Source organism: Emticicia sp. 21SJ11W-3 (genome assembly GCF_024138715.1).
In the GTDB taxonomy this organism is placed as follows: Bacteria; Bacteroidota; Bacteroidia; order Cytophagales; family Spirosomataceae; genus Emticicia; species Emticicia fluvialis.
This window is the reverse complement of record NZ_CP092074.1, coordinates 508,236-527,242: the sequence shown is the minus strand read 5'-3', so window position 1 is coordinate 527,242 and position 19,007 is coordinate 508,236. Positions and strand designations below refer to the sequence as shown.

19 protein-coding genes are annotated in these 19,007 nt (G+C 41.7%); 6 read left to right on the top strand and 13 right to left on the bottom strand.

Annotated features, from left to right (window positions below; genetic code table 11):
- Nucleotides 1-14: 14 nt before the first annotated feature.
- From MB380_RS02160 to MB380_RS02145, 4 genes are all read right to left on the bottom strand, one after another.
- A complete protein-coding gene (locus MB380_RS02160; protein ID WP_253532809.1) occupies nucleotides 15-1,100 on the bottom strand; it encodes a DUF4097 family beta strand repeat-containing protein in 1,086 nt (361 codons plus the stop codon).
- A complete protein-coding gene (locus tag MB380_RS02155; RefSeq protein WP_253532807.1) occupies nucleotides 1,075-1,653 on the bottom strand; it encodes a hypothetical protein in 579 nt (192 codons plus the stop codon). Before MB380_RS02155 ends, MB380_RS02160 begins: the two co-directional genes overlap by 26 nt.
- Before the next feature lie 42 nt (nucleotides 1,654-1,695).
- The gene (locus tag MB380_RS02150) at nucleotides 1,696-2,274 is read right to left on the bottom strand and encodes an RNA polymerase sigma factor (RefSeq protein WP_253535505.1); all 579 of its coding nucleotides are present in this window, start codon (nucleotides 2,272-2,274) and stop codon (nucleotides 1,696-1,698) included.
- Between the two features lie 118 nt (nucleotides 2,275-2,392).
- Nucleotides 2,393-3,019: a hypothetical protein gene (locus tag MB380_RS02145; RefSeq protein WP_253532805.1), complete on the bottom strand. Its 627-nt coding sequence runs from the start codon at nucleotides 3,017-3,019 to the stop codon at nucleotides 2,393-2,395.
- A 327-nt stretch (nucleotides 3,020-3,346) separates the two neighbouring features.
- Here MB380_RS02145 and MB380_RS02140 point away from each other — a divergent pair, with 327 nt between their 5' ends.
- The 6 genes from MB380_RS02140 (at nucleotide 3,347) to glyA (ending at nucleotide 8,562) form a co-directional block, all read left to right on the top strand.
- Entirely contained in the window at nucleotides 3,347-4,069 is a 723-nt protein-coding gene (locus tag MB380_RS02140) for a GNAT family N-acetyltransferase (protein ID WP_253532803.1), read from the top strand.
- A gap of 180 nt (nucleotides 4,070-4,249) precedes the next feature.
- A complete protein-coding gene (pssA, locus tag MB380_RS02135; protein ID WP_253532801.1) occupies nucleotides 4,250-5,002 on the top strand; it encodes a CDP-diacylglycerol--serine O-phosphatidyltransferase in 753 nt (250 codons plus the stop codon).
- A 44-nt stretch (nucleotides 5,003-5,046) separates the two neighbouring features.
- Complete coding sequence (gene purS / locus MB380_RS02130) at nucleotides 5,047-5,298, top strand: phosphoribosylformylglycinamidine synthase subunit PurS (RefSeq protein WP_101726793.1); 252 nt, start codon at nucleotides 5,047-5,049, stop codon at nucleotides 5,296-5,298.
- A 24-nt stretch (nucleotides 5,299-5,322) separates the two neighbouring features.
- Nucleotides 5,323-5,823, top strand: a complete 501-nt coding sequence (locus MB380_RS02125; RefSeq protein ID WP_253532799.1) for a hypothetical protein — start codon at nucleotides 5,323-5,325, stop codon at nucleotides 5,821-5,823.
- A gap of 107 nt (nucleotides 5,824-5,930) precedes the next feature.
- Nucleotides 5,931-7,124 (top strand): hypothetical protein, encoded by a 1,194-nt coding sequence (locus MB380_RS02120; protein WP_253532797.1) that lies wholly within the window; start codon nucleotides 5,931-5,933, stop codon nucleotides 7,122-7,124.
- A 145-nt stretch (nucleotides 7,125-7,269) separates the two neighbouring features.
- A complete protein-coding gene (glyA, locus tag MB380_RS02115; RefSeq protein ID WP_253532795.1) occupies nucleotides 7,270-8,562 on the top strand; it encodes a serine hydroxymethyltransferase in 1,293 nt (430 codons plus the stop codon).
- A gap of 103 nt (nucleotides 8,563-8,665) precedes the next feature.
- On the opposite strand, the gene MB380_RS02110 is transcribed toward glyA, so the two are convergent.
- The 9 genes from MB380_RS02110 to sucD form a co-directional block, all read right to left on the bottom strand.
- Complete coding sequence (locus tag MB380_RS02110) at nucleotides 8,666-9,016, bottom strand: hypothetical protein (RefSeq protein WP_253532793.1); 351 nt, start codon at nucleotides 9,014-9,016, stop codon at nucleotides 8,666-8,668.
- Nucleotides 9,017-9,375: 359 nt separating this feature from the next.
- The gene (gldN, locus tag MB380_RS02105; RefSeq protein ID WP_101726798.1) at nucleotides 9,376-10,251 is read right to left on the bottom strand and encodes a gliding motility protein GldN; all 876 of its coding nucleotides are present in this window, start codon (nucleotides 10,249-10,251) and stop codon (nucleotides 9,376-9,378) included.
- Nucleotides 10,252-10,274: 23 nt separating this feature from the next.
- Nucleotides 10,275-11,876: a gliding motility protein GldM gene (gene gldM, locus MB380_RS02100; protein WP_253532791.1), complete on the bottom strand. Its 1,602-nt coding sequence runs from the start codon at nucleotides 11,874-11,876 to the stop codon at nucleotides 10,275-10,277.
- A 96-nt stretch (nucleotides 11,877-11,972) separates the two neighbouring features.
- Nucleotides 11,973-12,788, bottom strand: a complete 816-nt coding sequence (gldL, locus tag MB380_RS02095; RefSeq protein ID WP_253532789.1) for a gliding motility protein GldL — start codon at nucleotides 12,786-12,788, stop codon at nucleotides 11,973-11,975.
- Between the two features lie 199 nt (nucleotides 12,789-12,987).
- Entirely contained in the window at nucleotides 12,988-14,076 is a 1,089-nt protein-coding gene (locus MB380_RS02090) for an SUMF1/EgtB/PvdO family nonheme iron enzyme (RefSeq protein WP_101726801.1), read from the bottom strand.
- Nucleotides 14,077-14,517: 441 nt separating this feature from the next.
- Nucleotides 14,518-15,468: a type IX secretion system membrane protein PorP/SprF gene (locus MB380_RS02085; RefSeq protein WP_253532787.1), complete on the bottom strand. Its 951-nt coding sequence runs from the start codon at nucleotides 15,466-15,468 to the stop codon at nucleotides 14,518-14,520.
- Nucleotides 15,469-15,581: 113 nt separating this feature from the next.
- Nucleotides 15,582-16,367, bottom strand: coding sequence for a uroporphyrinogen-III synthase (locus MB380_RS02080; RefSeq protein ID WP_173830544.1), 786 nt, complete (start codon nucleotides 16,365-16,367; stop codon nucleotides 15,582-15,584).
- Between the two features lie 82 nt (nucleotides 16,368-16,449).
- Nucleotides 16,450-17,559 carry a DUF4271 domain-containing protein gene (locus MB380_RS02075; protein ID WP_253532778.1) on the bottom strand — a complete coding sequence of 370 codons (1,110 nt, stop codon included), beginning with the start codon at nucleotides 17,557-17,559 and terminating at the stop codon, nucleotides 16,450-16,452.
- A 129-nt stretch (nucleotides 17,560-17,688) separates the two neighbouring features.
- Nucleotides 17,689-18,564: a succinate--CoA ligase subunit alpha gene (gene sucD, locus MB380_RS02070; RefSeq protein WP_101726805.1), complete on the bottom strand. Its 876-nt coding sequence runs from the start codon at nucleotides 18,562-18,564 to the stop codon at nucleotides 17,689-17,691.
- Between the last annotated feature and the right edge of the window lie 443 nt (nucleotides 18,565-19,007).

Genomic DNA, 19,007 nt, shown 5'->3' with positions numbered 1-19,007 from the left:
TGCAGAACGCTTAATTATTGCAATTTTACACTGCCAAAATTACTATCAACCGTTATTTTACAATTTGCCGACCCTTTACCCAGCTTGCCTGAATAATACTTGGTTGGATTAAACCCATACCTGTCTTTTTTCTCAGTATCGGTATTTCTGGTAAAAGACACGCCCTGGTCTTTAGGGTAGTTAAAGTCGCCATAATGGACCTTTACATCAAAATCATAGCTTGAATTATCAGCAAGTATAAGGGCTACCGGAGAATAATTGGCTTTTATTTCCAGTTCTTTCACGTTCTTGCCTACACTCCCCAGTTTAAACCCACCCGAAAACTCCAGGTTCAGGGTGCCTGATTCTTTCAACAAATCAATGCTACCTTTAGAATAGCTGATTTTGGCATCAATTTTACCAACCTCTTTGATGTCAATATCACCAAAGCTGTTATTAAAATCAAAGTTATCGGCCTTTTCCATCTTGATACCCGAGTAAGATGCTTTCAGGCTGCCACCATTCATTGACTTTATGTAAGAGTTCTGGCAAAAGGCTAATTTAACTTCCGTCTGCGAGTTAAGCAAATCATCAGCAATGAGTTTACCGTAACTCAAATCTAATTGCAGCGGCGCCGAAAACGAGGGCAGGTAACTATTGCCGAATGAGTTTTTCAACTGCAAAGGATTAGACTTAGGCATATACACGATGTAGTCTATTTTTAATGAGTGTTTGTCACCTTTATTACTCCAGCTTCTGTTTTCAGATTGGTTCATAATGGTTTTGATACTCACAACACTACCCTCTTTTTTGCCAAAAACGTCTACCGTGCTCAGAAAATCCGCTGCCCGGTCTTCCGACGACGCGCTAGCTGTAATACTTACGTCCGCCCGCACTTCTTTTTTATCCCAGAAGTTTACTTTTACATCGCCAAACTGATTCTGGATATAAATTTTATCTGAGGCTGATATAGAGAAAGACAAATTGACAATTTTCTTCTTCTCAATCCATTCTTTTTCTTTGGGTACAGCAAATGCCTGCACAGCCGACAAAAAGAACAATATCCGGAACACCCCTCTTAATTGCCCCGGGAGGCTATACCATCGTTTTAATTTTTCCATCTTTCATATTTTTAATTTTTTGAATTATTTGTAACTGTTGGTTTAACAGATCGATCTGCATATTTAAGTTTTGTACCATAGCCTTCAGCAGCTCTTCCGGATTCGGATTCTGCGGCAACTCGTTTTTCAGGTTCTGGTAATTTTTGTCTAATGCCTGCAATTCGGCATCAAACTGGTGGTAGAGCTGCGGGTCTTCTTTCTCTAATGCCTTTAACTCTTCTCTTTTTTGCTCTACTAACGAAGTAAACTGAACCAGTTCTTTGCCATAGGCGCTTCTATAAGCAGGCGGAAGGCTCAGACCGGTTATATCATTGGGCATCTGCATATAAGTAATGATACCATAACCTACCGTAAGTATCAGAGCAATGCCTGCGGCTATACTCATGCGCCATTGCACCCTGCCCAATTTTACTATCTTCCCGTTCAGGGGTTTGCCTTTCGGTTGTTGTTGCGCTACCTCGGTTTCAATTTTTTTCCATAAGGCTTTAGACGGCTCGTAGCTATCAAAGTCTTCACGGTTGTCTCTCACAAATCTTTCCAGACGGTCTTTCATATCTATCACCCTTTGCCGGGATTTTTTAATTCATTCATTTACTTAAAACAATTGCCTGCTCACTATTTCCAGGAGCCTCTTCTTGGCCCGCATATACTGGGTGCGCGAGGTGGTCTCGCTAATACCCAATATATTCCCTATCTCTTCGTGGTCGTACCCTTCAAAAAGATACAAAGACAACACCACTCTGAAACCCTCGGGCAGTTGCTCCATTGCCCTTCTGATGCGTTCTACCTCATACCGGGTGTTATCTTCCGTATAAGTATTTGTATCCGGGTAATCAGCTATATCATAGCCATCTCCACCTATACCGTATTCGTCAATATTTACCAGTTCTACTCTTCTTGAGCGTAGGTGGTTAATGGCCTTATTAACCACAATCTGTTTCAGCCATACGCCAAATGTTGCCTGCTGCCGAAAATCACCGATTTTGGCAAAGGCGTCAATAAACGCCTCCTGCAATACATCTTCAGCTTCACCTACATGGTTCAGTATGCGCATGCAGACATTGAACATCGCTTTAGAGTAATGCCTGTACAGCTCGTACTGCGCTTTACTTTCGCCACGTTTACATTGCTCGACCAGGTCGGCATGTTTATTAATGAATACTGTGGTAGCCAGAGGTTATCCTGTTTTATGGTTTCAAACAAAAGACGCCCTAAAAAAGCGAATGTTGCATAATTTAGGTAAGTTTTTTCAAAACACCGCTTAAAACCCTGATAATGAGAAGAATAAATAATTAAAAAAAGTAAGAAACCGCTAATAGGCTTAACCCTACACCCAAAAAAAGGCCGGCCCAGGCTTGTTTTGGTGTATGCGCATTGAGCTGCAGACGGGCGCCCAGTACATACCCCGCTAATATCATACAAAACAAAAGCGGCATAAAAAGGGCGTTTTCGCCCATCTTTACCATTATACCTGCCAGTGCGCCTATCACCCCGCCGATACCCGCACCATGTGCACTGATTTGCCAGCGGAAACTGATAAGTGCCACACACAAAATAACGATGGTAATGCTCCAGAGTATATAAGCACATGCAAACAGGCTGGAATTTTTACTGTATAAAAAATAGCCCAGCAGCCCATAAATAAGCGCAGTAAGCAGGTAAGGTAGCCGGCGTTCCTGCAGGTTTTCTAGCTGCAGGCTGCTGATAAAGCCCCAGCGATTAAGCAGGTAAATCAGGTAAGCTGGTATGGCAAAAGTATAAATGAATACAAAGCCGATCACAATCCATCTGAACATGGGTTCCAGACCTTCCAAACCTAAAGAAACAGGTGCCAGAAAGAACAGAATCATAAACAAAACTGTAGGCATTAATAAAGGATGCAATATAACCGATAGAAAGGTAGCCAGGCGCGTATTCAATGCTTATTCATTTTTTCTTCAAAGTTATCAGATTTTTTCTAATCCACGAACTAAAACCCGGGGTGCTTCGTTATTCTAGCTCATACAAAAATATTGGGCTTATATTTTGGATATAAATTTTAAAGCTGACATCTTTGTATCTGTCTTATAAAAATGAACATTCGTCTTCCCATAACGCCAGTTCGATATGTCAGGTCCGAAAGGACTCGACCATAACCGCTTTTGCCTGCGTGGCAAAACAACCCCTCCGATATTTTTTTCTTTATATTCATTTTAACAATCTTAGGATACAGCGTCTCCGTTTGTGGGAAAGCCCAATAAATGACGATGAATAATACAGATATAACTTCCGACGACCAATATATTGTTCAAATAGCTAACGAAAGCCACTATAACTTAGCAGAAACTATTTGTGACGAGATGGCAGAGAGTGCGAAGGCCCGTGGTACAGGGATTGCCAAACGTTCTCCTGATTATTTGCGTGAAAAGATGCGTGAAGGTAAGGCCATTATAGCGCTTACCAATACCCGTAAATGGGTTGGCTTTTGTTACATAGAAACCTGGGAACACGGTAAGTTTGTAGCTAACTCGGGCCTGATTGTAAACCCTGAATATCGTAAAAGCGGCATTGCAACGCGTATCAAACAAAAAGCGTTTGAGCTTTCGCGTTCTAAATACCCCGATGCCAAAATTATAGGCCTTACAACCAGTCTGGCGGTAATGAAAATTAACTCTGACCTGGGCTATGAGCCAACCACTTTCAGTGAGCTGCCTGCCGATGACGCCTTCTGGAAGGGCTGTTCGAGCTGTGTCAATTATGACATCCTGACGCGTACCAACCGTAAGCATTGCCTTTGCACCGGTATGCTGTTTGACCCGGCCGAAGCCAAGAAAAAAGAAGACGATGGCAAGCACCATGAAAACTGGGATTTTCTTAAGGAACTTCCGCTTTACGAACGCTGGATGCGCTTTAAACAAAGAATTTTATTGAGACGTGAAGAACGTAGAAAAAAAAAATTGGCAGCAGCAAGGGAATTAGTGGAATTATAGACACTATTAACGGTATTATTGAATAACTGAAGGCCTCGTTTCAGCAACGAGGCTTTTTTTATGGCATTCAATTTATGCTTGCGAGTTAATAAATATGCAGATTAATGATAATTTGCACGGTTTAAACAGAGGATTATCGTAATTTTCGGCATTTTAGACCTGTCACCTAAACCCCAACACATGAAACTCTTTACTGTTCCTAACCTCATGACCCTCGGCAACCTGCTATGCGGTTGCTTCGGAATTATCTTTGTTTTTCAGGGTGAACTGATAAACGCCTCCTACCTGATTTTTCTGGCCGGTGTGCTTGATTTTCTCGATGGCTTTCTGGCACGCCTGCTCAATCAGCACTCTGCCATTGGTAAAGAACTCGACTCGCTGGCCGATATGGTTACTTTCGGTGCCTTACCTGCATTTATGATTGCCTGGCTTATCAGTTACACCAGTTATCAATCTGCCATGCCTGCACATGATATCCAGACCGTGGTTTCATACACAACGTGGCATCCAATATCTTATGTAGCTTTTATACTGGCGTTATTTTCGGCCTTGCGTCTGGCCAAATTCAATATAGATACGCGTCAGTCAGACTCTTTCATTGGCGTACCCACCCCGGCCAATGCGCTGGTTGTGGCGTCGTTTCCGTTGATAATCACCTTTAACCCCTCCTATTCATTTGTTATCTTCAACGTTACTTTTCTAATTATCTATACTATCGTCATGAGTTATCTGATGGTTTCAGAAATACCCCTGTTTGCCATGAAGTTTAAAAATTTTTCGTGGGTAGATAATAAAATCAAATACATATTTATAATTCTTTCTGTAATTTTGCTGGTGGTTTTGCAATTTCTGGGCATCCCGCTGGTGGTATTCCTTTATATTGTTCTATCGTTATTTAATAATAAGTCTGCCCCTGTTCCCAAAGGGGAGTAATTTTTAAACCAAATCCCCCGTTTCGGGAATGGGGGTAAATACTTATGAAATTCCTCGCTTCGATTGACGTAATGCCTATCAAAGAAATCCTTGACCCTCAGGGAAAAGCCGTATTATTGGGTCTTAAAAACCTTGACATTCAAGGTTTCAGTGATTGCCGCATCGGTAAGCACATTAACATGGAAATAGAAGCAGCCGATAAAGCTACTGCAGAAAGCATTGTAGAAGATGCCTGCAAAAAACTTTTGGCTAACCTGATAATGGAAGAATACAGCTTTGAGCTTACAGCTATTTAACAATTCTTTATAAATATTTTTACTATGCGTAATCCATTTGATGAGAACACCGTACCTGTTCGCCCTGCGTTTCTTACCGTTTTATGCATACTCACTTTTTTGTGGAATGCCTACAAATTTTATGGCGCCATTCCTAATGTTTTTGCGCCTGAAAAAGTAGTGGCCAGTAAAGAGCAGGCCAATGAAATGATGATGGATATGATGTCTAAGTACTTTTCAGAAAAAGACCTGGAAAAGATAGAAGAAAGCCAACAGGAAACCAACAAAATGTTTGAAGAAAAAACACTGATAACCACAGGTGTGGTAAGTATTGTGTCAAGTGTGTTGTTGATACTGGGCGGAATCTGGATGTGGAGTTTACGTAAAAAAGGATTCTTCGTATATATTGCCGGTAATGCCCTGGGTGTTATTGCCCCCATTGTTATTTTAGGCGGGCAAGTGGGCTGGGCTATCGGCATTGTCTCATTAATTAATGCTGCGCTGTTTACAGGCTTGTATGCCATGCATTTGAAATACTTTTCATGATACTGTTAAGCATTTGTTAATGCTATTAAAAAACCAGCTCATGTATGAGTTGGTTTTTTAATTTTATAGGCATTTAAAACTCATTTACTGCCTGCCCTTCTTCTACCATGAAAAAGCTACTCTTACTATTTTGCCTATGCAGCCCCTTTTGCTTTGCACAGGCAGACTTTACCCGGGTGTATTATCCTATCATTAACGAGGCCGAACTGGCCATTGTAGACACCAGCTATTATGAAGCCCTGCAATTTTATAATGAAGCCTTTGCCAATGTACAGAGACCCTTCGCCAAAGATTACTACAACGCTGCCATTTGCGCCACTATGGTAGGCAAAATGCCGCAAGTATTTGAGTATCTTGAGAAAATAGTTGAGAAAGGCTATAAAGTAACTAATTTCAGAAAAGACGCCTTCTTCAAAAACGTGGCAGACACCTGCAAAAAATGGCCCGACTTTGAGAAACAGGTACTTCTGATTGAACCCGCAATTAATAAACAACTGCGCGACTCGCTGCAAAAAATTAAACAGCAGCAGTTTATTTACCATGTTGCCCCTATTACCGCCGACCTCCGTAACTATTATAAACCCTACCTTAAAAATTTTAAATGGGTACCTGTTGACAGCCTGATACATTTACCTGATATGCCTAAAAATCTTGTTGCCCAGCAAGACAGTCTGCGGCTCATTAATGCCAAAATAGCCACTGCCAACACCTACAACAGAATACAAACAACCCTTAGCATAATTGATTTAAACGGGTATCCTGACGAGAATATGATAGGCCTTAACTCTCCTCTTCCGGAAGGCAGCCCCTATGCGTTTAATGTTACGGCTTCTTATCTTTTTCAAAATACTTTGTTAGATGAAATCTTTCAGGAAAAAGCCAATCGCATAGACATATTATCTGTTGTTAAACAAGCCATCAGAGACGGTAAGGCAGACCCTCACATACTGAAGTCGTTAATTGATTACTCAACCGACGAACCCTACACCATGGGAAAGGTACTGGTTTTGCAATTGCGCCTGGAGAATAACATTGACTGCCCGAATGAAAACTGGCAGCAAAAGAAAGAGCAGTTTTTCTGGAAAAAAGAGCGCCCTGGCACCATGACGGAGATGGAAATCAATGAAAAACGACTTGCCATAGGGCTGGAAAAACTGGAAGACGCCTATAAAAAGGCATTTTTTAAAGCCCGTAATACTCCTTTTCTAATTTTAGGAGGCACTTACTTAGCCGAGCTGGCATATATACCCAGTTGCGAGTTAATCGATAAAACCATAAGCGGCACTGTAATGCTTAAATGAAATAGTATTTTTTCAAGAAAGTACGGTTTTATTTACTGCCATGCAAAAGATTATTTGGTGCAAAATTCTTGTTCTTACAACATTCCATTAAATTTGTACTCATTTTATCAGTCGTACTTCTTTAATCGTACATCAAATAATCAATATGTCTGTCCAAACATCGCTCTATCGTGATACCGAAATCTTCGATTTAATCACGAAAGAAAACAATCGCCAGTTACATGGTATTGAACTGATAGCTTCTGAAAACTTTGTTTCGCCACAGGTAATGGAAGCTGCAGGTAGTGTGCTTACTAATAAATATGCAGAGGGGCTACCCGGTAAACGTTATTATGGAGGCTGTGAGGTGGTAGATCAGGTAGAACAAATAGCCATTGACCGCCTGAAGGCGCTATTTAACCTTACCTGGGCAAACGTACAGCCACATTCTGGTGCGCAGGCTAATATGGCTGTTTTCTTGGCATGTTTACAACCGGGCGACAAAATCTTAGGCTTTAACTTGTCTCATGGCGGCCACCTATCGCATGGCTCGCCTGTTAATATATCGGGTAAATATTTCCAGCCGTTTTTCTATGGCGTTGAGCAGGAATCTGGCCTGATTGACTGGAACAAGGTTGAAGAAACCGCCCATAAAGAAAAACCCAAATTAATTATTTGTGGTGCGTCTGCTTACTCTCGTGACTGGGACTACGTGCGTCTGCGCCAGATTGCCGACTCAGTTGGCGCCATTCTGTTGGCAGATATCTCTCACCCGGCAGGATTAATTGCCAAAGGCTTACTGAACGACCCATTCGACCATTGCCATATCGTAACCACCACTACACACAAAACGCTTCGTGGCACACGTGGTGGGGTAATAATGATGCGTAACGACTTCCCGAACCCTTTTGGTATTACTACACCTAAAGGCGATGTAAGAATGATGTCGTCATTGTTAGACTCGGGTGTATTCCCGGGCACTCAAGGCGGGCCCTTAGAGCACATCATTGCTGCTAAAGCTGTGGCATTTGGTGAAGCCCTTACCGAGAATTTCTATAACTACGCCGTGCAGGTTCAGAAAAATGCACGTGTAATGGCTGCCGAATTTGTAAACCGTGGCTATAAAGTTATTTCAGACGGAACAGATAACCACCTGATGCTGATTGACCTGCGCCCAAAAGGTTTAACCGGTAAAATAGCAGAAAACGCCCTTATACAAGCCGATATTACGGTAAACAAGAACATGGTGCCTTTTGACGATAAAACCGCCATGACAACCTCAGGAATGCGTGTAGGAACCGCCGCCATGACAACCCGCGGTTTGGTGGAGGCCGATATGGTAAGAATTGTGAATCTGATTGACGATGTGTTAATGAACCACGATAAAGCTGCTACCATTGCAGCCGTTAAAAAAGAAATCAATAGCTGGATGCTCGATTATCCGTTGTTTCAACTCTAAGGTTCATATACATACAGCATATATACAAGAAAAGCGCGGTTCAAAGAGCCGCGCTTTTTATCTAAACCTTAACTAAACCGTATGAAAATAAGAATCTTTATGATTAACCAATAAACTGGTATTCAAAATCTTGTTTAATTGCAAAGCACTCATAGCGCTCTTTCTCAAATGTATTTACCACTGCTACGCTTTTGCGCTTGCATATGGTTTCGGTAAACAAATGAATAACGTAATCTGCCACCATTTGTATAAACGATTGCTGATTGGTTTCTTCTTCTACACTGATTGCTGTTTCTTTTATCAATGATGATTTCAATGATTGTGCCTGTGCTGCCGTTTTTTCAACTGCATTAGTCAGGATACGTTGGTGTCCGTAGGCGCTGCGAGGGAAACTCAAAGCCATTGAGTTAAGGCTTATCAGAAGTGTTGCAAAAATTAATAATAGCTTTTTCATAATTTTATTTTCAGTGCACATTTACCGTTATTTCATTGACAATACAAAGATATATGTTTTGTTTGGTATTATGCAATACATAGTACTATTTTTTTCTTGAGTTGTGGATGAATGGCTAAATAGACTGATGAACGGCATTGTTGGTTTTTTGTCATTTACCCGCTTTTATTCACACATCAATAAGATGCGAATTGATGGAACAAAGTTGCAGCTAATAAAAGATTTTTTATGCTAAAAAAAGTTAAAGAGTGTTAAAACAACCCTAAACCCGGGTATTCAGGTAGATGAACCGCTAAAGGGCAATAAAAAAGGGGAATAGCCTGATGCTACTCCCCTTTTGCCTTATTGATTGAATGCGCTTAATATTCCCAGAGGTTATGCTCCAGTTCCATTAATTCATTTTCAAGTTGTTCTGATTTCAGCAAACCCTCCCGGGCCGACTTATAGATGTCGTCCAAGTCTCTGTCTGCGGCATTTGATTTTTTGGTGATTCTTCCACGGAAGAAACGTAATTCAAAAGCATCAGCCAGGTTTTTATGCTGAGCCGTATTGGCTGCATTATACCAGATACATTTTGGATTTGATCTGAAATAACGGTCTAAGTCTTTAAACTTGAAATACGCCACGGCGCGGTCAAAACCCAGGGCTGTCTGTGCCGCAGGAATGACGATTCCTAAAGACTGGATATCATAATACTGTCTCGAGCGTTGTTTATCAAAAAGCCAGTCTTCCCGCAATTCAAGGGTTGTTAACTGATTCGGGAAATACTCAGTGGCACCGCTTGGCATAACTGTTTTATTTCCGAAGCCGTCATTTTTCGAGGTGCTGTCGCCTCCGCCACCCCAGCCGTCGTCGCTGGTAGGAGCATCAGTAAAACCAGCTTCTCTTTCTTCTTTAGACAACCCACTACTTTCTTCTTTAATCTGCAAACGTTCACTGAATTGCTCCAGTGTCAGTTTAGTAACTAATGAATCGTTGGCATAGGCATCAAGAACACCCGCTTTCACACCTTCAATCAGATGCTTGGTAATTTCATTACCCTTTGCAAAAAAAGGTTGATTCATCTTTTCGCGAAGGTCAATCTTTCTCCATAGCGTAACTTTATACATTACGTTAGCATCATTAACCGGGCGTAACGACAATGGATTACCCTGAGCATTTGTTTTTTCCTGAGCTACTGCAAACTGGCCGGTTATTAATGCAACACCCAGAGCCAGGCCTTGTAATTTTCTCATTAGCTTCAATTTATTTAAACCTTTTATTTCAAGTTAATTGTTGTAATTGACGAACTCCCAATCTCAACCGACTCAATTTCACCTTTAAAGTTTCTACGTTCTACCCTTTTTATTTCAATTACATAACGGTCTCCTGCTTGTGCTTGTTGCGCCAAACTTGAAATATTTGCCGGGCCGCCATTAGACACCACGCTACCCAGCGGTTTGCTACCACGTGCCAGAAAAACCTGATACTCTGCCACACGGAATGCGGCATCTTTAGGGTTAGTAGTTTTAAAGTTCTCGTCTGCTGCGGCCACTGCATTAATAACGCGCAATGAAGCCGCCGTTTCTCCACCTTTCTCGTTCAATTTTGCCCCAGACTGATTCGTAAAATATACATCAGGTTTAGGTACACGACGTACTCTGAAAGGGAAGCTCTTCAGAACAGAACCACCGTTGCTTACATTCATGGTTACCTGTGCCGAATTAGGCACCACAGTTACCTTGCCACCACCACCTGGAATGAACTCAGCGCCTGAACCACCAAAAGTTGGTGAATAAAGCGCGCCAAGGCCAGGCGAAGAAGTCTGAATCTCGTTGGCACACTTAAAGTACAAAGGAGGCAGTGAGGCAGACTCAATCTGTACTGATGGCTGTAATACGGTATATGATTCTTCTTTGTCAACGGTTTTCAGGCTACCGTCAGGCGCAGGGTAAGATACACTGGCTCTGAAAGAACGCGTCAACTTACCGTTTTTATCGTACTCGCCACCTTGTGCTGTCAGTTCATAAATTCCTTTCCCATCTTTTACAGGGATAGAGCTACCATTGATACTGATACGCGGAGTAATAGATTTTGAATAGGCTCCGATGGCAATTTCGGCATGGTATTTCTGACCTGCCACTACGGCGCGGGCATCAGGAATAACCACCGCAAAAATTTCGTCAAACTTAATCTCTTGTATACCTACTTGTTTGGCCAGGTACTCAAGGGTCTGCGCTTCCAGACGGCGTACCTCCGATTGTTTCTGGCTCAATACGGCCAATGCCGCAGGCACCGGAGTCTGAGCAAAATAGAGTTCAGAAAAATCTTTCTTTCTGGTGGTAACATCGGTTTTGGCAAGCGCGGGGTCTTCTGAGGCATCAATGGCCAGGTCAGACATTTTTACGCTTGGGTCGCCTAGTTTTTGCAGGGCAATTACGTATTCGTTCAGTTTTTTCTTCAATTCATAGCCTTTACCGTTTTTGTTGGCCCCTACCATCAGTATAGCAACCTTCTCTTCTTCTGAAGGGTTTTTAACACCACCGGTTTCGGCGTCAAATCCGCCTCCGGCATTGATAACCTCCTGCTTCAGGCTTCCTATGTAAGAATCTATTTCGGCTGTCAGTTTTCTGACATCATTAGCTCTACGTAAAACATCTGCATATTTTTCGCCACCAGGTTTTTCAATTTCCTTTTTGATTGCCCCTACCGACTTTTCGTTTGTTTCATTAGCCGATGAGTTTGCTCTTTCCAGACTATTATTCAATAACTGAAATTTTTGTAGAATAGCGTTACTTATTTGGAGTGCCAACATTGCGGTCAGAACAAGATACATCATATTGATCATCTTCTGCCGTGGTGACTCTTTTCCAGCTGCCATATATATTGAGTATTATACGGTTAGTAAAAATTTTAACTGTGCCTGCCGTTTATAAAGCCATAAGATTAACTTGACGGCTTAACAAACGCCAAACGATTAGTTGCCTCTCATTGCCGACAACATGCTGCCGTATACATTGTTTAACGAGCTAAGGTTATTAGTCAATTTAGACAATTCTGACTTAAATTGCTGTGTTTCCTTAGATGCCTCTGCCATATCCTGCATGGCAACGCTCAGGTTGCTGTAGAAAGCATTCATGGCTTTCAGGTGCTTGTTGGTGTCTTGTAACTCCAATTCATAAACGGCATTCAGAGCGCCCATATTCTGGGTAATTTTACCAAACTGCGCTCTGTATTCCTGCGCATCTTTGGTGGCATCTGCCATGCTGTTCATCGCTACTACGGCTGTTCCGTAGGCGCTGTTCATAGCAGTTATTTGTGTTGAAGCCGCTTTTACATTTTTTGCATATTCGCTGGTGGCTACTGTTGCATCGCTGATGTCTGTCATTTTAGCTACCTGGCCTGTCAGATTCTGAATACCGCTTTTAAGGTTATCAAATACATCAGGCGTAATTTTGGCATTAGCCAGCATATCATCAAATCTGGCAGTAAGACCATTGCCCTGTGCAGGTGCAGCAGCGCTTCTTCTTACAGGCTCGCCCTGATAATCATCAGCCAGTTCAGGATAGGCTCTTTCCCACTGATAATCTACCGGAGGAAACAAAAAAGATTGAATTGCATATAAAACGAAAATAAACGCCTCGGTTGCTAATCCTATGGGGAGCATAAATGCCAGTGACTCATAATGCATAATTTTACCCATCGCACCCAGAATCACAACTGATGCACCCAATGCATAAATAGTAGGTACTAGTTTGTCCCAAAAGAAATTCGTATTATTCTTTGCTGCCATCTGTTTAAATAAATTAAGAGTTTACTTAAGTATAAATAAGGTTATTCGGTTACGAAATAAAGAATTTGTGCGACTATAAAAAATTAATCACCAATTATTCTGATAAAAAAATATTTATCTAAATAGCACAATTGCGAAACACGAAGATAGCATTCTGTAAGAATACACGTCCTTCATGTTTCGCAATTAATTATTCATATCAGTCTCTTCCTGGAACACCCCCCAGGCGGTTCATCACGCACCGGAAACCGATGTATGAACGACGCACATTGCGGTATTCAAAAGTGTTAGTACCAGTTTCCAGAAAATAAGCCACATCTTTCCATGAGCCACCTTTAATTACTTTTCTGGGTTCGTTTTCGTCGTTGTAGACAGGGTTCAAATCCCAGGTAATAGGCATGTAAGAATCAGCATAGGCGTCTTCACACCACTCGGCTACGTTTCCTGCCATGTTATACAAGCCGTAGTCGTTGGCATTAAATGCATTGGCAGGGGCGGTGTATGGGTATCCGTCGGCACGGTAATTACCTCGATACGGCTTAAAGTTGGCCAAAAAACAACCCTTTCCGTTAGCAATATAAGGGTTACCCCACGGATACTTGGCGCCTTCTTTACCACCACGGGCGGCCCACTCCCACTCTGCTTCAGATGGCAGACGGAAACTGGGCGAGCGGTAAGACTTATGCTCTGCCAGATACGCATTATATAACTTTGAGCGCCATTTACAGAAATAACGGGCGGCATCCCAACTTACACCCACAACAGGGTAGTTGTCAAAAGCCGGTAACCCGTAGTAGTCTTCTGTCATCTGGTCGCCGTTATGATAGGTAAAGTCTTTGGTCCATACTAAAGTATCAGGATATAACTCAGACATAATAAACTCTTCGCCAATTACAGAAGCAGAATCTTCAATCATGCGATTGACAAACTGGCGATACTCATGATTGGTGATTTCGGTTTCGTCCATATAGAACGACACAATGGTTACCCGTTTATTCATTGAAACCCTTGCTGACATCACGTCTTCATCGGCCTGACCCATCAACAATGACCCTGAGGGAATCAATACCATACCGTCGGGTGCAACCTGCTTATATCCTTTACGAGCGTTCGCATTAATTTGCCCATTACGGATGCCATCCATTCCGGAGTTACCGCCTTTTCCTTTCTTTCCTCCAAATAGTCCGCTGAGAGGATTCTTGCCCGAAGAACCACACGCCTGCATCATAACAATTGGGGCAACAATTAACAGACTTCTAAATAAGGTCTTAAGCGTTTGCTTGTTCATACGTGTAAAACAAGTTAATAATCTGATATTTTGGGGTATTTTAATCTACTCGTTGTAAAAACGAGGCCAATGAATTTATTATTGTATTAGTATGCAAAGTTATGAAAAAAATTGAATCAATAGGATAATCCACAAGTTTCGGGCCATTATCGCATTAAAAACTGTTTTTTTTGCGGTATCTGAGCTGTTTATCTGCACAGCGCAATGGGCCGGGTAAAGAAGCAATAAAATAAAAAATGAGGAAGATTCCGTTTGATTATTGAACGGCAGATTTACCGAAACTATTATTTGACGATTCAGAGCTGAGCAGTGAAATATACCCTAATGAATCACTAACGTTTCCTCTGGCCTTCTTTTTATGTTGCTTAATGATTCAAAACCTTGTCAATATTAATCAAAACAGTTCAATTTTATTATCCAAGTTTAGTTTCAGAGCTGGTTTTAATATCTATATCGTGGTGTTCTGATAATCGATTTTTTACCGGCTCTTGGTGGTGCCAGCGAATAGCTGAGCAGTATCTCATGCGTGGTAGCGCTTTTTGCCTTCGCCCCGTTCACTATCACATCAATGGCGTAGCCTATTCTCATGCTGCCGTTAAAAATATTGGCTCCTAAAAGCGCTGTTGCGGCATCGCCTATTCTATAGCTGCCACCTACCCAATAGGTGTTGTCATAAGTTGCTATGGCTCCGGCCGAAACCGTTGTAAGGCTCATGTTGCTAAGATTTGAGCTAACAATAAACATGGGGCTGATATCAACCATGTAAGAAACCCCAAACAACATACTGCCCGTCAGGTATGCACTCCTTTGCAACGCGTTAGTGGCTGTTTTGGTTGCCAGACCAAACTTGGGTTCGTTGATATGGTTAACTGACAACCCCAGCGAATACCCAGGATTATATAAATAAGCACCGGCGCCGAAATCGAACTCTGACTGGCTCACAATACCGGTACCCAGCAAGGGGTCATTATTGTCTCTCGGGCGCAATTTACCGTAATCAATACCTCTGGTATACAGCCCCCCATTAACACCAATAGCCAGCTGGCTGCCGCCAATGGGTATATGATAAGCATAAGAAAGTTTCAGGTCTCGCTGGATACTCGCCCCTATCTTATCGTTTACGAATGTAAGACCTATACCGCTTTTGATTAATTTTAAAGGCACGTTGGCCGAAATAACCTGAGAAACAGGTGCGCCGCCTTCGTCATAAGTACTCTGGTAACCTGTATATTGTGTTCTGTAAAGGGCCTGAAAACGTGTAACATTCTCTGACCCCGCAGTGGCCGGGTTAAAGAATAACTGGTTAAAGTAATAATGACTGAATTGTGTGTCTTGTTGAGCAGAAGCTGTAAAATATGCCAAAGACAATATTAAAATGTAAATTTTTTTCATAGTTGGCCCGGGGCTATTTCTGTTTTACTAAAGCAATATAAGCAAAAATACTACGTGCAAGAGTATAACGTAAAAAATTAGGCTAAACTTGTAGTTTAGCCTAATTAATTGTGTCAGATATGATTCGCCTTTTTTATGTAAAGTTCCAGGGCGCCTGTCATAGAAGGTGCATTAGGAAGCGGCGCTTCAATATCAAGAATATAGCCTGCGTCTCTGATGGCCTTGGCCGTGGTTGGCCCGAATGCCGCCAGACGCGTATGGTTTTGCTGCCAGTTCGGGAAATTATGGTCTAAAGACGTAATACCTGATGGGCTGAAGAAACAGATAATATCATAGAAAACCTCTGTCAGATCTGATAAGTCAGCCGGAACAGTTTCATACATAATGGCCTCTGTGAGGTGCAGGTCATTACGGTTCATGATATTGGGGATATCATTGCTTCTGATGTTTGAACACGGAAACAGGAATTTCTCGTTTTTATGTTTCAGAATCAATGCTTCCAGGTCAGCAGCTGTTTTCTGCCCTACAAAAATCTTACGTTTTCTAATAACTATGTATTTCTGTAAATAATTGGCAGTTTGCTCTGAAATACAGAAATACTTCATGTCTATCGGTATTTCAATGCGTAGTTCTTTCGCTATCCGGAAGAAGTTATCAACGGCATTACGGCTGGTAAGTATGATAGCCGTATGTGCCAGGATATCCACTTTCTGACGGCGGAAGTCGCGGTGATCCAAGCCTTTTACCTCAATGAAAGGGCGGAAATCTACCTTAAGATTGTATTTTCTGGCTAATTCAAAATACGGAGACTTCTCGTCTGCCGGTCTTGCCTGGGTCACTAAAATGCTCTCAACTTTACGGAGGCGTTCTTGAAGAAGTTTATCTGTCATTACACTCATCCAATTGCGGGTTTCAAGTACAGAATTCTTATTTTAATTCAACAAAAAAGTCAATAAATCGCGTCTATAACACACCCGACCATTAAATAGCGAATCTGATTCCAAGCACAATAGGTAACAGTTCGACAATGCAAAGGTACGAAATTAAATAAAGACTTGGAATGGTTACACTTCTATTTATCGTAAAATACACAATAAAGAACCGTACCAGATAGAACAAAATAACGGGTGTATATAAGTACGCCGACCAGTTAAGGTCAATCGGAAAATACTCTAAAAACATCACCAGCAAAACCAGAACCAAAGCACTGTAGAAAATAATAGACGACTGAATAATTTTAAAATAGTGCAGGTCTACTACTTTTTCGAGATTAAATAACTGGCCGATCAGACTGATGAAAAAATACTTGAAAATAAGCGCAATAAACACAATCAGGCAAATACGGAAATAGTTTGACGCCAGCACACCAAAGGTTTCACCTTCCTGCAGGAATGTCTTCGACCCAAAAACATTAATGCCCTTGCTTTGTAGCAGCATATAAAAAAAGCTGATAAGCATAGCCAGCATTGAAATAAACAAAATGTTCATACGGTTCAACGGGCGGTTAATCAGAAAAGACTGATCTCTCACCAGGGTTTTGAACAAATCCTGCAGATTATAGTATCTGTCAAACGCTCTTACGTATGAGTTTGACAGGTAGGTAAATATAATCAGTATAAATACCGACACCAGCACAAAATAATTTTTGTATGGCGTTGGCGCGCGTGGTTGCGCCTTAATGCCCGACTCTGCCAGTATAATAGGTTTCTGATTCAATTGCCGCTTATAGCCCATATACAGTTTTTTATACGCTATATCCGGCGAGCCGTATAAAGTTATGAAAATCTGGGGCTGGCGATAAACCTTGTAGAGGCTGTCTACGTTCAGTACAATCCAGCTGTTTGCAGGTATTTTCTGCCTGAGTGAGCCATTGATAAACAAAAAGTTATCTTCTTTCTGCACCTGAATCAACAGGTTATAGCCACGGTTGCTTTCAATATCACAAAAAACAGTATGTGCCGGATAATTGACATGCTGCTCTGAAATATAAGGTACGTAAGCCTTCGCCCGGTCGCTATACACGCGCCAGTCGTCATGGTAATCATGCACCAGGTAATACTCTCCGTTTGGCCCGACAGTTCCAGCGAACAAATTATAGGAAAGCAAAAGGAAGAGTAAATAGAGGCCTTTTTTCAAACTATTATTATGAAATTTTTCGCAAAATTAACAAAAAAAGGTCAGATATCTACATCTGACCTTTACCATCTAATAAAATTTTTATTATGCTCTGCCTAATGCTTTCAACATTGTGGCACCGATATCAGCCGGCGAAGCCACCACGTGGATACCACATTCGGCCATAATTTTCATTTTTGCTGCAGCTGTATCATCAGCTCCGCCAATGATAGCACCCGCATGACCCATACGACGGCCCTTAGGGGCGGTCTGGCCGGCTATGAAACCAACCACAGGTTTGGTACCGTTTTCTTTAATCCAACGAGCCGCTTCTGCTTCCATGCCTCCGCCAATCTCACCAATCATCACAATACCTTCTGTTTCAGGGTCGTTCATCAGCAATTCTACAGCCTCTTTGGTAGTAGTACCGATAATCGGGTCGCCACCAATACCGATAGCCGTGGTTTGCCCAAGACCGGCTTTGGTTAACTGGTCTACTGCTTCGTAAGTAAGCGTACCTGACTTAGAAACCACACCGATGGTTCCTTTTTTGAAGATAAACCCCGGCATAATACCCACTTTACATTCTTCTGCCGTGATAATACCCGGGCAGTTAGGGCCAATTAAACGAACGTCTTTGCCTTGGATATAAGACTTTGCCACAACCATGTCTTTGGTTGGGATACCCTCAGTAATACAAACGATTACCTTGATACCCGCATCGGCCGCTTCCATAATGGCATCAGCTGCAAAAGCAGGTGGCACAAAAATAATTGAAACGTCTGCTCCTGTTGAGATTACGGCCTGCTCAACAGTGTTGAAAACAGGTTTGCCCAGATGCTCCTGGCCACCTTTGCCGGGTGTAACACCACCCACCACGTTAGTACCGTATTCTATCATTTGTCCGGCATGGAAAGTTCCTTCAGAGCCGGTAAATCCCTGAACAATTATTTTTGAATTTTTATTGACTAAAACGCTCATTATATCATTGATTAGATGATTAGTAGATTTTTTTACTCAAAACAGAGACAGCGTTTGCAAGCAAACTGAATGATTCTCAATTTTACGTAAAAGTAGCTTGAAATGAGAAAAGTGCAAAAGTTTTTTTGATGCAAATACCTGCCTGCTTTGGGAGAAAAATATAAGAATCTGATAGTCAACAGATTATAAGACATAAGTGTCTGACTAAAATTTCAAAACCCTTTGATTTTTCACAATTATTTAATGCAAGTGCCGATTGGCAGGCTAAAACGTACCTGAAAATAATTTATAGGCAGGGTGAGTAGTGGTTTAGTAAATCAATTACTAAATAAGAGGTAAGCTTGAATAGATGCTGCAAATATAGAATATTTCATATTTAAAGTATAAAAAACCAACGAAATTTGCAGGTTAATAATCATGCCATATCTTCAGAAATCAATAAT

What these genes read in the sequence shown, in the direction of transcription:
- MB380_RS02160 (WP_253532809.1), bottom strand. Translation starts at nt 1,100, where the DNA reads ATGGAAAAATTAAAACGATGGTATAGCCTCCCGGGGCAATTAAGAGGG.
- MB380_RS02155 (WP_253532807.1), bottom strand. Translation starts at nt 1,653, where the DNA reads ATGAAAGACCGTCTGGAAAGATTTGTGAGAGACAACCGTGAAGACTTT.
- MB380_RS02140 (WP_253532803.1), top strand. Translation starts at nt 3,347, where the DNA reads ATGAATAATACAGATATAACTTCCGACGACCAATATATTGTTCAAATA.
- pssA (WP_253532801.1), top strand. Translation starts at nt 4,250, where the DNA reads ATGAAACTCTTTACTGTTCCTAACCTCATGACCCTCGGCAACCTGCTA.
- purS (WP_101726793.1), top strand. Translation starts at nt 5,047, where the DNA reads ATGAAATTCCTCGCTTCGATTGACGTAATGCCTATCAAAGAAATCCTT.
- MB380_RS02125 (WP_253532799.1), top strand. Translation starts at nt 5,323, where the DNA reads ATGCGTAATCCATTTGATGAGAACACCGTACCTGTTCGCCCTGCGTTT.
- MB380_RS02120 (WP_253532797.1), top strand. Translation starts at nt 5,931, where the DNA reads ATGAAAAAGCTACTCTTACTATTTTGCCTATGCAGCCCCTTTTGCTTT.
- glyA (WP_253532795.1), top strand. Translation starts at nt 7,270, where the DNA reads ATGTCTGTCCAAACATCGCTCTATCGTGATACCGAAATCTTCGATTTA.
- MB380_RS02110 (WP_253532793.1), bottom strand. Translation starts at nt 9,016, where the DNA reads ATGAAAAAGCTATTATTAATTTTTGCAACACTTCTGATAAGCCTTAAC.
- gldN (WP_101726798.1), bottom strand. Translation starts at nt 10,251, where the DNA reads ATGAGAAAATTACAAGGCCTGGCTCTGGGTGTTGCATTAATAACCGGC.
- gldM (WP_253532791.1), bottom strand. Translation starts at nt 11,876, where the DNA reads ATGGCAGCTGGAAAAGAGTCACCACGGCAGAAGATGATCAATATGATG.
- gldL (WP_253532789.1), bottom strand. Translation starts at nt 12,788, where the DNA reads ATGGCAGCAAAGAATAATACGAATTTCTTTTGGGACAAACTAGTACCT.
- MB380_RS02090 (WP_101726801.1), bottom strand. Translation starts at nt 14,076, where the DNA reads ATGAACAAGCAAACGCTTAAGACCTTATTTAGAAGTCTGTTAATTGTT.
- MB380_RS02085 (WP_253532787.1), bottom strand. Translation starts at nt 15,468, where the DNA reads ATGAAAAAAATTTACATTTTAATATTGTCTTTGGCATATTTTACAGCT.
- MB380_RS02080 (WP_173830544.1), bottom strand. Translation starts at nt 16,367, where the DNA reads ATGAGTGTAATGACAGATAAACTTCTTCAAGAACGCCTCCGTAAAGTT.
- sucD (WP_101726805.1), bottom strand. Translation starts at nt 18,564, where the DNA reads ATGAGCGTTTTAGTCAATAAAAATTCAAAAATAATTGTTCAGGGATTT.